11 protein-coding genes and 1 tRNA gene are annotated in these 13,238 nt (G+C 68.6%); 10 read left to right on the forward strand and 2 right to left on the reverse strand.

What is annotated here, in order from left to right:
- Window positions 1-25 precede the first annotated feature (25 nt).
- Window positions 26-1,057, forward strand: coding sequence for a UDP-N-acetylmuramate dehydrogenase (locus tag ACSNOH_RS10950; RefSeq protein ID WP_436721097.1), 1,032 nt, complete (start codon window positions 26-28; stop codon window positions 1,055-1,057).
- A gap of 117 nt (window positions 1,058-1,174) precedes the next feature.
- Here the strand turns inward: ACSNOH_RS10950 and ACSNOH_RS10955 are convergent, their stop codons facing one another.
- Together ACSNOH_RS10955 and ACSNOH_RS10960 are read right to left on the reverse strand one after the other, a co-directional pair.
- Window positions 1,175-2,197, reverse strand: coding sequence for an adenosine deaminase (locus ACSNOH_RS10955; RefSeq protein WP_436721072.1), 1,023 nt, complete (start codon window positions 2,195-2,197; stop codon window positions 1,175-1,177).
- 157 nt (window positions 2,198-2,354) lie between these two features.
- A complete protein-coding gene (locus tag ACSNOH_RS10960; RefSeq protein WP_436721073.1) occupies window positions 2,355-3,602 on the reverse strand; it encodes a pyridoxal phosphate-dependent aminotransferase in 1,248 nt (415 codons plus the stop codon).
- Between the two features lie 241 nt (window positions 3,603-3,843).
- Here ACSNOH_RS10960 and ACSNOH_RS10965 point away from each other — a divergent pair.
- From ACSNOH_RS10965 to rpoB, 9 genes are all read left to right on the forward strand, one after another.
- Window positions 3,844-3,916, forward strand: a tRNA-Trp gene (locus ACSNOH_RS10965).
- Window positions 3,917-4,024: 108 nt separating this feature from the next.
- On the forward strand, window positions 4,025-4,315 hold the full coding sequence (gene secE / locus ACSNOH_RS10970; RefSeq protein ID WP_106677933.1) for a preprotein translocase subunit SecE: 291 nt from the start codon (window positions 4,025-4,027) through the stop codon (window positions 4,313-4,315).
- An 81-nt stretch (window positions 4,316-4,396) separates the two neighbouring features.
- Window positions 4,397-5,293 carry a transcription termination/antitermination protein NusG gene (nusG, locus tag ACSNOH_RS10975; RefSeq protein ID WP_436721074.1) on the forward strand — a complete coding sequence of 299 codons (897 nt, stop codon included), beginning with the start codon at window positions 4,397-4,399 and terminating at the stop codon, window positions 5,291-5,293.
- Between the two features lie 173 nt (window positions 5,294-5,466).
- Window positions 5,467-5,901, forward strand: a complete 435-nt coding sequence (rplK, locus tag ACSNOH_RS10980; protein WP_344435224.1) for a 50S ribosomal protein L11 — start codon at window positions 5,467-5,469, stop codon at window positions 5,899-5,901.
- A 74-nt stretch (window positions 5,902-5,975) separates the two neighbouring features.
- Window positions 5,976-6,692 (forward strand): 50S ribosomal protein L1, encoded by a 717-nt coding sequence (rplA, locus tag ACSNOH_RS10985; protein WP_436721075.1) that lies wholly within the window; start codon window positions 5,976-5,978, stop codon window positions 6,690-6,692.
- A 201-nt stretch (window positions 6,693-6,893) separates the two neighbouring features.
- Window positions 6,894-7,835 (forward strand): hypothetical protein, encoded by a 942-nt coding sequence (locus ACSNOH_RS10990; RefSeq protein WP_436721076.1) that lies wholly within the window; start codon window positions 6,894-6,896, stop codon window positions 7,833-7,835.
- A gap of 336 nt (window positions 7,836-8,171) precedes the next feature.
- Window positions 8,172-8,702, forward strand: a complete 531-nt coding sequence (gene rplJ, locus ACSNOH_RS10995) for a 50S ribosomal protein L10 (RefSeq protein WP_058046835.1) — start codon at window positions 8,172-8,174, stop codon at window positions 8,700-8,702.
- Between the two features lie 113 nt (window positions 8,703-8,815).
- The gene (rplL, locus tag ACSNOH_RS11000; protein ID WP_436721077.1) at window positions 8,816-9,202 is read left to right on the forward strand and encodes a 50S ribosomal protein L7/L12; all 387 of its coding nucleotides are present in this window, start codon (window positions 8,816-8,818) and stop codon (window positions 9,200-9,202) included.
- Window positions 9,203-9,749: 547 nt separating this feature from the next.
- Complete coding sequence (rpoB, locus tag ACSNOH_RS11005) at window positions 9,750-13,232, forward strand: DNA-directed RNA polymerase subunit beta (RefSeq protein ID WP_436721078.1); 3,483 nt, start codon at window positions 9,750-9,752, stop codon at window positions 13,230-13,232.
- The last annotated feature ends 6 nt before the right edge of the window (window positions 13,233-13,238 follow it).

Genomic DNA, 13,238 nt, shown 5'->3' on the forward strand with positions numbered 1-13,238 from the left:
GGATCACCTCGGCTTCCGCGAGGCCGTGCGCCGCGTCGAGGCCGCGGGGCTCGGCGGCCCCGCCCGCCGTCTGATCACGGCCACCACCGACGCCGAGGTCATCGCCGCGGTCCGCGAGGCCGACGAGGCCGGAACCCCGCTGCTGATCATCGGCGGCGGCAGCAACCTCGTCATCTCCGACAAGGGCTTCGACGGCACCGCCCTGCGCATCGCCACCACCGGCTTCACCCTCGACGGCACCGCTCTCGAACTGGCCGCCGGCGAGAACTGGTCCGACGCCGTCGCCCGCACCGTGGAAGCCGGCCTCGCCGGCATCGAGTGCCTCGCCGGCATCCCCGGCTCCGCCGGCGCCACCCCCATCCAGAACGTCGGCGCCTACGGCCAGGACGTCTCCCAGACGATCACCGAAGTGATCGCCTACGACCGCCGCACCGGCGAGACCGTGACGATCTCCAACGCCGACTGCGCCTTCTCCTACCGCCACAGCCGCTTCAAGCAGGACCCCGCCCGCTACGTCGTGCTCCGCGTCCGCTTCGCGCTGGAGGACGCGGACGGCCTGTCCGCGCCCATCCGCTACCCCGAGACCGCCCGCGTCCTCGGCGTCGAGGCCGGCGACCGCGTCCCCGCGGCCCGCGCCCGCGAGACGGTCCTCAAGCTGCGCGCCGGCAAGGGCATGGTCCTCGACCCGGAGGACCACGACACGTGGTCGGCGGGCTCGTTCTTCTGCAACCCGATCCTGACCGAGGCGGAGCACGCGGCGTTCCTGGCCCGGGTGGCGGAACGGCTCGGAGCCGAGGTCACGCCGCCCGCCTACCCGGCGGGGGAGGGCTTCGTGAAGACCTCCGCGGCGTGGCTGATCGACAAGGCGGGGTTCACGAAGGGGTACGGGGCGGGGCCGGCGCGCATCTCCACCAAGCACACGCTGGCTCTTACGAACCGGGGTTCGGCCACCACGGAGGATCTCCTCGCTCTCGCCCGGGAGGTCCGGGCCGGTGTTCACGCGGCGTTCGGGGTGACCCTGGTGAACGAGCCGGTCACGGTTGGCGTGGCGCTGTAGCCGCTGGCTGAGGTCTCGTGACCAGGTGCGGGCCGGTGGCTCGGTTGTGCCCACCCGTCCCGCCCTGCGGGACGCCTGCCCACAACCGGGGTGGGGAGAGAGCCATGGCGCGCAGCCTCAGGCCGCGGCCAGCCACTCGTCAATGCGCCGCAGCAGCCCCGCCCGGATCGGTGCCGGCGCAGCCGACCCCCGTACCGACTGTCTCGCCAGCTCCGCCAGCTCCGCGTCCGTGAAGCCGTGGTGCTCCCGCGCCAGCTCGTACTGCGCGGCGAGCCGCGAGCCGAAGAGCAGGGGGTCGTCCGCGCCGAGCGCTATCGGCACGCCGGCGTCCCACAACGTCCGCAGCGGCACGTCGCCCGGCTTCTCGTAGACGCCCAGGGCGACGTTCGAGGACGGGCAGACCTCGCAGGTCACGCCCCGTTCCGCGAGCTTCCGCAGCAGTCGCGGGTCCTCCGCGGCCCGCACGCCGTGCCCGACCCGCGACGCGTGGAGGTCGTCGAGGCAGTCGCGGACGCTGCCCGGGCCGGAGAGCTCGCCGCCGTGCGGCGCGGCCAGGAGCCCGCCCTCACGCGCGATCTCGAACGCACGGTCGAAGTCGCGCGCGAGCCCGCGCCGCTCGTCGTTGGAGAGCCCGAAGCCGACCACGCCCCGGTCGGCGTAGCGCACGGCGAGCCGCGCCAGCGTCCGCGCGTCCAGGGGGTGCTTCATGCGGTTGGCGGCGACGAGCACCCGCATGCCCAGCCCGGTCTCCTTCGAAGCCTCCTCGACCGCATCCAGGATGATCTCCAGAGCGGGGATGAGCCCGCCCAGCCGAGGCGCGTACGACGTCGGGTCGACCTGGATCTCCAGCCACCCGCTTCCGTCCCGGACGTCCTCCTCCGCGGCCTCCCGCACCAGCCGCCGGATGTCGTCGGGCTCCCGCAGGCACGACCGCGCGATGTCGTAGAGCCGCTGGAACCGGAACCAGCCCCGCTCGTCCGTGGCCCGCAATTTCGGCGGCTCGCCGCTGCTCAGCGCCTCGGGGAGGTGCACCCCGTACTTGTCGGCGAGCTCCAGCAGGGTGGAAGGCCGCATCGACCCGGTGAAGTGCAGGTGCAGATGGGCTTTCGGCAGCAGACGGACGTCACGAACACTCTCCATTCGCAGATCCTGCCGCACGCACCACGTCAACCGGAAGGGACTTTCGCTCAACGGACGCCATCGGGCGCCGCCCCGAAAACGCAACCGAAACGAATACGGGCCCCCGGCACAAGCCGGGGACCCGTACGCCGAACGGCGGCAGCGCTCAGTGCCGCGCTCAGTCCCGCGCCTCCGCAAGCAGCTTCTGGATCCGCGAGACGCCCTCGACCAGGTCCTCGTCACCCAGCGCGTAGGACAGCCGCAGGTACCCCGGCGTGCCGAACGCCTCGCCCGGCACCACCGCGACCTCGACCTCCTCCAGGATCAGCGCGGCGAGCTCCACGGACGTGGCGGGCCGCTTGCCGCGGATCTCCTTGCCGAGCAGCTCCTTGACCGACGGGTAGGCGTAGAACGCGCCCTCCGGCTCCGGGCAGAAGACGCCGTCGATCTCGTTGAGCATGCGCACGATCGTGCGGCGGCGGCGGTCGAAGGCGGTCTTCATCTCGTCGACGGCGGACAGGTCGCCGGAGACGGCCGCGATCGCCGCGCGCTGTGCGACGTTGGACACGTTCGACGTGGCGTGCGACTGCAGGTTCGTCGCGGCCTTGATCACGTCCTGCGGGGCGATGACCCACCCGACCCGCCAGCCGGTCATGGCGTACGTCTTGGCGACGCCGTTGACGACGATGCACTTGTCACGCAGCTCCGGCACCACGACCGGCAGCGACGAGAACTCGGCGTCGCCGTACACCAGGTGCTCGTAGATCTCGTCCGTGAGGACCCACAGCCCGTGCTCCGCGGCCCAGCGGCCCACCGCCTCGACCTGCTCGCGCGAGTACACCGCGCCCGTCGGGTTCGACGGGGAGACGAAGAGCAGCACCTTCGTGCGCTCCGTGCGGGCGGCCTCCAGCTGCTCCACCGAGACGCGGTAGCCGGTGGTCTCGTCGGCGACGACCTCGACCGGGACGCCGCCGGCCAGCCGGATGGACTCGGGGTAGGTGGTCCAGTACGGGGCCGGGACGATGACCTCGTCGCCCGGGTCGAGGATCGCGGCGAAGGCCTCGTAGATGGCCTGCTTGCCGCCGTTGGTGACCAGCACCTGCGAGGCCTCGACCTGGTAGCCGGAGTCGCGCAGCGTCTTCGCGGCGATCGCGGCCTTCAGCTCGGGCAGGCCGCCGGCGGGCGTGTAGCGGTGGTTCTTCGGGTCGCGGCAGGCCTCGACCGCGGCCTCGACGATGTAGCCGGGGGTGGGGAAGTCGGGCTCGCCGGCGCCGAAACCGATCACCGGGCGCCCGGCGGCCTTGAGGGCCTTGGCCTTGGCGTCGACGGCGAGGGTCGCGGACTCGGAGATCGAGCCGATGCGGGCGGAGACCCGGCGCTCGGTGGGGGACTGGACGGGGGGCTCGGAAGGAGTCGCAGAGCTCATGGGGGCATCGTTGCAGACGGGGAACGAAGGGGGCACACCCGTTTCACGTACGGCCCGGAGCCGTCCGGACGAGGGTCCGGCGGAGGGCGGAATACGACCTTCCGGACCGGCTCCGGCCACAAGCTGTTCGACGCACGCCCCAGGACCACGTACACTCATCCACCGTTGGCCCTCACCGGCCGCGATCCGGCTCCGCACACACCGTGCGAGCGCCCGGATGCGGTACGTTGGGGAACCACAAAGGGTCGTAGCTCAATTGGTAGAGCACTGGTCTCCAAAACCAGCGGTTGGGGGTTCAAGTCCCTTCGGCCCTGCTACACGCATCGTCACCAGGGTGCGTGCGTGCGTACGTACTGAAATGCACCGCCGTGCGGCTCAACCGGGCGCGGCACGGTCACGACCCGGATTCAGGTGAGGACGTAGTGACGGAAGCCCTTGGCTCCACCGCGACGCCTGAGAGCGGTCGTCCCGAGGACGAGGTGGCCGCCAGGAAGGGCCGCCGTGGCGGGAAGCGCGGGAAGAAGGGCCCCTTCGGCCGCCTCGCGCTCTTCTACCGCCAGATCGTCGCAGAGCTCCGCAAGGTCGTCTGGCCCACCCGGGGCCAGCTGTCGACGTACACCACCGTGGTGATCGTCTTTGTCGTCATCGTCATTGGCCTGGTCACCGTGATTGACTATGGGTTCACCAACGCCGTCAAGTACGTCTTCGGCTGAATCCGCGGGTAGGGCGGCTGCCGTGAGGCGAGCCGCCCCTTTCGCACGTTCCACCCCTTGTAGCCAGGAAGAAGCAGCCACGTGTCTGACCCGAACCTGAACGACGCCGTCGAGCCCGTCGAGGCGGCAGAGGCCGACGTGGATGCCACCGCTGCCTCGGCCGAGGTCGAGGGCGACGACACCCCGCAGGAGATCGTCGAGGGCGCCGACGCCGCCGACGAGCTCGACGCCGAGGAAGCCGCCGCCGGCGAGCCGGCCGAGGAGGCCGCCCTCCACGTCGAGAGCGACAGCGACGAGGCCGCCGAGGGCGACGAGTCCGCCGCCGAGGAGGCCGAGGAGGCCGCCGAGGAGGAGCCCGCCGCCGACCCGGTCGCCGCCCTTCGCGAGGAGCTCCGCGGCCTGCCCGGCGAGTGGTACGTCATCCACACCTACGCCGGTTACGAGAACCGCGTGAAGACCAACCTCGAGCAGCGCGCCGTCTCGCTCAACGTCGAGGACTACATCTTCCAGGCCGAGGTGCCGCAGGAGGAGGTCGTCCAGATCAAGAACGGCGACCGCCGCACCGTCCGCCAGAACAAGCTCCCGGGCTACGTCCTGGTGCGCATGGACCTGACGAACGAGTCCTGGGGCGTCGTCCGCAACACCCCGGGCGTCACCGGCTTCGTCGGCAACGCCTACGACCCCTACCCGCTGACGCTGGACGAGATCGTCAAGATGCTCGCCCCGGAGGCCGAGGAGAAGGCCGCCCGCGAGGCCGCCGAGGCCGAGGGCAAGCCGGCGCCGCAGCGCAAGGTCGAGGTCCAGGTCCTGGACTTCGAGGTGGGCGACTCGGTCACCGTCACCGACGGCCCGTTCGCGACCCTGCAGGCCACGATCAACGAGATCAACGCCGACTCGAAGAAGGTCAAGGGCCTCGTCGAGATCTTCGGCCGCGAGACCCCGGTCGAGCTGAGCTTCGACCAGATCCAGAAGAACTGACGCCTTCGGGCACACCTTCTGGCGTAAACGCCTCCGAACAGGTCAGACCGGCTCCCAGAGCTCGTCTGACCTGTCGGTTTTTGGCCCGGCCACGTTACCCGTTATCGTGGTGCGGTATGCCTGCGCGCAGTGTGCGCCGGCAAAAAAACTCTCACTAGGACCCGGAGAGAGCAATGCCTCCCAAGAAGAAGAAGGTCACGGGGCTTATCAAGCTCCAGATCCAGGCCGGTGCCGCGAACCCGGCTCCGCCGGTCGGCCCCGCGCTGGGTCAGCACGGCGTCAACATCATGGAGTTCTGCAAGGCCTACAACGCCGCGACCGAGTCGCAGCGTGGCATGGTCGTGCCGGTGGAGATCACGGTCTACGAGGACCGCTCCTTCACCTTCGTGACCAAGACTCCGCCGGCCGCGAAGCTGATCCTCAAGGCCGCGGGTGTGGAGAAGGGCTCCGGCGAGCCGCACAAGACCAAGGTCGCCAAGATCACCGAGGCGCAGGTCCGCGAGATCGCCACCACCAAGATGCCCGACCTGAACGCCAACGACCTGGATGCCGCCGCGAAGATCATCGCCGGCACCGCCCGCTCCATGGGCATCACGGTCGAGGGCTGATCAGCCACCCCCAAGCAGTACCCGTGGAAGGGCCGGCGCGGCCCGCACCACGACTCCAATCCTGAGGAGAAGCAGTGAAGCGCAGCAAGACTCTTCGCAACGTGGACGCGAAGATCGACCGGGAGCGTCTGTACGCCCCGCTCGAGGCCGTCCGCCTGGCGAAGGAGACGTCCTCCGTCAAGTTCGACGCGACCGTCGAGGTTGCCATGCGTCTGGGTGTCGACCCGCGCAAGGCCGACCAGATGGTCCGCGGCACCGTGAACCTTCCGCACGGCACCGGTAAGACCGCCCGGGTCCTGGTCTTCGCGACCGGCGACCGTGCCGAGGCCGCGCGTGCCGCGGGTGCCGACATCGTCGGCGCCGACGAGCTGATCGACGAGGTCGCGAAGGGCCGTCTGGACTTCGACGCCGTCGTCGCCACCCCGGACCTCATGGGCAAGGTCGGCCGCCTCGGCCGCGTGCTCGGTCCCCGTGGTCTGATGCCGAACCCGAAGACCGGCACCGTCACCCCGGACACGGCCAAGGCCGTGACCGACATCAAGGGCGGCAAGATCGAGTTCCGCGTCGACAAGCACTCGAACCTGCACTTCATCATCGGCAAGGTCTCCTTCGACGAGGCCAAGCTGGTGGAGAACTACGCCGCCGCGCTTGAGGAGATCACCCGTCTCAAGCCGTCCGCCGCGAAGGGCCGCTACATCAAGAAGGCGACCCTGACCACCACCATGGGCGCCGGCATCCCGCTGGACACCAACCGCACCCGCAACCTCCTGGTGGAGGACGAGACCGTCTGATCCTGACCGGATCACGACGCCTCGGCGCGAGAGCGAACGGGCAGGCCCGCATCTCCTTGTGAGATGCGGGCCTGCCCGCGTTTTACCGGCTGCTTTGACCCGGCTGCGTTTTAACGGGGACTTTGCGCAGGGCGGCCCACTCTGCACCGGTGGTGAACTAGCGTTCACATTGATCGCTTTTGAGCAGAGGGGGGCAAGGACATGCAGAAGTCCGCCTGGAAGCGCCTGAGCGTCTCGGTGACGGCCGTGGCGCTGCTGGCCGGTGTCGCGGCCTGTGGGGGCGACAAGAAGGACGACAAGGCCGCTGAGGGCTCCGCAGGGCCCGGCAAGCCGGCCGCCGCGGGGAAGCCGGCCGAGGCCGTGAACGCGGCCTTCGAGAAGACGCAGTCCGCGAAGTCGGCCAAGTTCGAGATGACCATGAAGATGCCGGGGCTCGGCGGCGAGCCCCTGACCCTCCGGTCGTCCGGTGTCATGGGCTGGAACCCCACCGTCGTGGACCAGCGCATGACCGGGCTGCCCGGCAAGGACGGCGCCGCGGCCGAGACCCGTTCCGTGACGATCGGCACCGCCACGTACACCGACATCGGGCCGGAGGGCGCCGCCAAGAACGACGGGAAGCGCTGGGTGAAGCTCGACCTCGCGGCCATGGCGAAGGAGTCCGGCAACGACTCCAAGGGGCTCCAGCAGCTCCTGGGCGGCGGCCAGGGGCAGAGCCAGGACCCGGCCCAGCAGATGGCGCTCCTGAAGGCCTCTCCCAACGTCAAGCTGGTCGGCGAGGAGACGGTCGCGGGGAAGCGGGCCCAGCACTACAAGGGCACGCTGACCGTGGACGAGGCCCTGAAGTCCAACAAGGGCCTCGAAGGGCTGAGCGAGCAGGACCGGCAGCAGCTGCTCGGCACCGTCAAGCAGATGGGCATCACGCAGTACGACATGGACGTCTGGATCGACTCCGGCGACCTCCCGGTGAAGCTGGACATGACCATGGACACCGGCAAGGGCCGGATGGAGATCAGCGAGACCCTGACCGACTACGGCACGCCCGCCGATGTCCAGGCGCCGCCCGCGGACCAGACGACCGACCTGCTGGAGAAGATCAAGAAGATGAAGGAGTCCGGCGGCGGCATCCCGTCGATGGCCTCCTGATCTCCTCCTCTCCCGGTCTCCCGGCCTTTCTCACCCCGGCCTCACCCGCCGGAACATGCGCCCGGATGCCGATTTGCATCCGGGCGCCCCGTTCACGTACCTTCTTGCAGAAGCCAAAGACCGCTGGTCGTTGCTATGCCTCCTTCGCGGAGGTGTGGTGGCCGAAGGATCCGCTAGCTGCGGGCGACCTGCGCAGGTGATTTGAGGAAGCACTCCCGCGACGACTTCGGGTCGAAGCGGTCGAGTTACGCCCCGAGCGCCTGCGCCGGGGCGTTTCGTTTTGCCCAGGTCCCTTCGCATAGCGGTCCCGAATCACCCGGAAGGAGGCCGAGGCTCATGGCGACGTCCGCCAAGGCTGCTGCGGTTGCCGAGCTGACGGACAAGTTCCGTAGCTCGAACGCCGCTGTGCTGACCGAGTACCGCGGTCTCACCGTGGCGCAGCTCAAGACGCTGCGCCGTTCGCTCGGTGAGAACGCGCAGTACGCCGTGGTGAAGAACACGCTGACCCAGATCGCGGCCCGTGAGGCCGGGATCACGCTGGAGGACCAGCTCTTCGCTGGCCCGACGGCGGTTGCCTTCGTCACCGGTGACCCGGTGGAGTCGGCGAAGGGTCTCCGTGACTTCGCCAAGGAGAACCCCAACCTCATCATCAAGGGCGGTGTCCTTGACGGTAAGGCGCTCTCCGCTGATGAGATCAAGAAGCTTGCGGACCTCGAGTCCCGCGAGGTTCTGCTCAGCAAGCTGGCCGGTGCCATGAAGGGCAAGCAGTCCCAGGCTGCCTCGCTCTTCCAGGCGCTGCCGACGAAGCTCGTCCGCACTGCGGACGCGCTGCGCGCCAAGCTCGCCGAGCAGGGCGGTGCCGAGTAATTCGGCTCGCGCATTGATCGGTGCCGCACAAGGGCGGCGCTGATCGCAGCGGGCCGCACGCCCGCCGACATGTACATCCGGCACCTGCCGATTTAGTGGAAGGACCCGCCATCATGGCGAAGCTGACCCAGGACGAGCTGCTCGCGCAGTTCGAGGAGATGACCCTCATCGAGCTCGCGGCCTTCGTGTCCGCGTTCGAGGAGAAGTTCGACGTCACCGCCGCCGCCGCCGCGCCGGTCGTCGTTGCCGGTGGTGCCGCTGGCGGCGCCGCTGAGGCCGTCGAGGAGAAGGACGAGTTCGACGTCATCCTCACCGCCGCCGGTGACAAGAAGATCCAGGTCATCAAGGTCGTCCGTGAGCTGACCTCCCTGGGCCTGAAGGAGGCCAAGGACCTCGTCGACGGCACCCCGAAGCCGGTCCTCGAGAAGGTCGCCAAGGACGCCGCGGAGAAGGCCGCCGAGGCCCTCAAGGGCGCCGGCGCCTCCGTCGAGGTCAAGTAAGGCCTCGCGAGTCGTCTGACTCTTTTCGCCGGCGGTTGCCGGTAGCAGGCGGGCGATCACCCATGCGGGTGGTCGCCCGTCGGCGTTTCCCCGCCAGGGCTGCGCGGAGCACGTCCCGGGGGCGAGTATGGTGATCTTCGTTGCCCTCCCGGACGGGCCGTGGGCCTTGACGAACGCGACGGGGCGCGCAATTCTCAGGACGCGTCGCCACATCGGTCCACCGTCCGAGGCATGGATCGAAGGCGAACTGGGAAGTCTTGCGTCAGGCGATGCCCTCGGGCGTCCGCCGCACGGCGAGGGACACAACAGGATCCCGGAGGGAGAGATTGGTATCGCACCGGTCTCCGCACATCCGCTCTGGACATCAGTGGGCCAAGTGGCTACACTGACCCTTTGCGCTGCCTGTTAGCTGCTCCCTGCCCGTCACCAGGGGCATGCCCACTATCGAGCACAGCCGATGGAAACCCGCTGACCTGGGATTTCTTTCGATGCACGGAGTGGGGCCGGTACGCGCGTAGTGAGTCCGAGCCCTCGGAAGGACCCCCTCTTGGCCGCCTCGCGCAACGCCTCGACTGCCAATACGAACAACGGCGCCAGCACCGCCCCGCTGCGCATCTCTTTTGCGAAGATCAAGGAGCCCCTCGAGGTTCCGAACCTCCTCGCGCTGCAGACCGAGAGCTTCGACTGGCTGCTCGGCAATGCCGCCTGGAAGGCTCGCGTCGAGGCTGCGCTGGAGTCCGGTCAGGACGTCCCCACCAAGTCCGGTCTGGAGGAGATCTTCGAGGAGATCTCCCCGATCGAGGACTTCAGCGGGTCGATGTCGCTGACCTTCCGCGACCACCGCTTCGAGCCCCCGAAGAACTCGATCGACGAGTGCAAGGAGCGCGACTTCACGTACGCGGCCCCGCTCTTCGTCACGGCCGAGTTCACCAACAACGAGACCGGTGAGATCAAGTCTCAGACGGTCTTCATGGGCGACTTCCCGCTCATGACCAACAAGGGCACCTTCTGCATCAACGGCACCGAGCGTGTCGTCGTCTCGCAGCTGGTCCGCTCGCCCGGCGTCTACTTCGACTCCGCCATCGACAAGACGTCCGACAAGGACATCTTCACGGCCAAGATCATCCCGTCCCGGGGTGCCTGGCTGGAGATGGAGGTCGACAAGCGCGACATGGTCGGCGTCCGCATCGACCGTAAGCGCAAGCAGTCCGTCACCGTCCTCCTGAAGGCGCTCGGCTGGACCACCGAGCAGATCCTCGAGGAGTTCGGCGAGTACGAGTCCATGCGCGCCACCCTGGAGAAGGACCACACCCAGGGCCAGGACGACGCGCTGCTCGACATCTACCGCAAGCTGCGCCCGGGCGAGCCCCCGACGCGTGAGGCCGCGCAGACGCTGCTCGAGAACCTCTACTTCAACCCCAAGCGCTACGACCTCGCGAAGGTCGGCCGCTACAAGGTCAACAAGAAGCTGGGCGCCGACGCCCCGCTCGACGCCGGTGTGCTGACCGTCGACGACATCATCGCGACGATCAAGTACCTGGTGAAGCTGCACGCCGGTGAGCTGGAGACCGTCGGCGAGAACGGCACGGAGATCGTCGTCGAGACCGACGACATCGACCACTTCGGCAACCGTCGTCTGCGCAACGTCGGCGAGCTCATCCAGAACCAGGTCCGTACGGGTCTGGCCCGCATGGAGCGCGTCGTCCGGGAGCGGATGACCACCCAGGACGTCGAGGCGATCACGCCGCAGACCCTGATCAACATCCGGCCGGTCGTCGCCTCCATCAAGGAGTTCTTCGGCACCAGCCAGCTGTCCCAGTTCATGGACCAGACCAACCCGCTGTCGGGTCTGACCCACAAGCGCCGTCTGTCGGCGCTGGGTCCGGGCGGTCTCTCCCGTGAGCGGGCCGGCTTCGAGGTCCGAGACGTCCACCCGTCGCACTACGGCCGCATGTGCCCGATCGAGACGCCCGAAGGCCCGAACATCGGTCTGATCGGCTCGCTCGCCTCCTACGGCCGCGTCAACGCGTTCGGCTTCGTGGAGACCCCCTACCGCAAGGTCGTCGACGGCCAGGTCACCGACGAGGTGCACTACCTGACTGCCGACGAGGAGGACCGCTTCGTCATCGCCCAGGCGAACGCCGCCCTGGGCGAGGACATGCGCTTCGCCGAGGCCCGCGTGCTGGTCCGCCGCCGTGGCGGCGAGATCGACTACATCGCGCCGGACGAGGTCGACTACATGGACGTCTCGCCGCGCCAGATGGTGTCGGTCGCGACCGCCATGATCCCCTTCCTCGAGCACGACGACGCCAACCGCGCGCTCATGGGATCGAACATGATGCGCCAGGCCGTTCCGCTGATCAAGGCCGAGGCGCCGCTGGTCGGCACCGGCATGGAGTACCGCTGCGCGGTCGACGCCGGCGACGTCATCAAGGCCGAGAAGGACGGTGTCGTCCAGGAGGTCTCCGCCGACTACGTGACGGTGGCCAACGACGACGGCACGTACAACACCTACCGCGTCGCGAAGTTCTCGCGCTCCAACCAGGGCACGTCCTTCAACCAGAAGGTCGTCGTCGACGAGGGCGCCCGCGTCGTCGCCGGCCAGGTGCTCGCCGACGGCCCGTCCACCGAGAACGGTGAGATGGCGCTCGGCAAGAACCTGCTCGTGGCGTTCATGCCGTGGGAGGGTCACAACTACGAGGACGCGATCATCCTGTCGCAGCGCCTCGTCCAGGACGACGTCCTCTCCTCGATCCACATCGAGGAGCACGAGGTCGACGCCCGTGACACCAAGCTCGGCCCGGAGGAGATCACCCGGGACATCCCGAACGTCTCCGAGGAGGTCCTCGCCGACCTCGACGAGCGCGGCATCATCCGCATCGGTGCCGAGGTCGTCGCCGGCGACATCCTCGTCGGCAAGGTCACCCCGAAGGGTGAGACCGAGCTGACGCCGGAGGAGCGCCTGCTCCGCGCGATCTTCGGTGAGAAGGCCCGTGAGGTCCGTGACACCTCGCTGAAGGTCCCGCACGGCGAGATCGGCAAGGTCATCGGCGTCCGCGTCTTCGACCGCGAGGAGGGCGACGAGCTTCCCCCGGGCGTGAACCAGCTGGTCCGCGTCTACGTCGCCCAGAAGCGCAAGATCACCGACGGTGACAAGCTCGCCGGCCGTCACGGCAACAAGGGTGTTATCTCCAAGATTCTCCCGGTCGAGGACATGCCGTTCCTCGAGGACGGCACCCCGGTCGACATCATCCTCAACCCGCTCGGTGTCCCGTCCCGAATGAACCCGGGACAGGTCCTCGAGATCCACCTCGGCTGGCTCGCCAGCCGCGGCTGGAAGGTTGAGGGCGACGAGGAGTGGATGAAGCGCCTGCAGGCCATCGGCGCCGACGACGTCGCGCCGGGCACCAACGTCGCGACCCCGGTCTTCGACGGCGCCCGCGAGGACGAGATCGCCGGTCTCTTCGAGTCCACGATCCCCAACCGCGACGGCGAGCGCATGGTGCTCCCCTCCGGTAAGGCCCGGATGTTCGACGGCCGCTCCGGCGAGCCGTTCCCGGACCCGATCTCCGTCGGGTACATGTACATCCTCAAGCTGCACCACCTGGTCGACGACAAGCTGCACGCCCGTTCGACCGGTCCGTACTCCATGATCACCCAGCAGCCGCTGGGTGGTAAGGCTCAGTTCGGTGGCCAGCGCTTCGGTGAGATGGAGGTGTGGGCGCTGGAGGCTTACGGCGCCGCCTACGCCCTCCAGGAGCTGCTGACCATCAAGTCCGACGACGTCACCGGCCGCGTGAAGGTCTACGAGGCCATCGTCAAGGGCGAGAACATCCCCGAGCCCGGCATTCCCGAGTCCTTCAAGGTGCTCATCAAGGAAATGCAGTCCCTCTGCCTCAACGTGGAGGTGCTGTCCTCGGACGGCATGTCCATCGAGATGCGCGACACGGACGAGGACGTCTTCCGCGCTGCGGAAGAGCTCGGTATCGACCTGTCCCGGCGCGAGCCGAGCAGCGTCGAAGAGGTCTGACGGGTC

The sequence above is a fragment of the Streptomyces sp. URMC 127 genome, assembly GCF_051386535.1.
GTDB lineage: Bacteria > Actinomycetota > Actinomycetes > Streptomycetales > Streptomycetaceae > Streptomyces.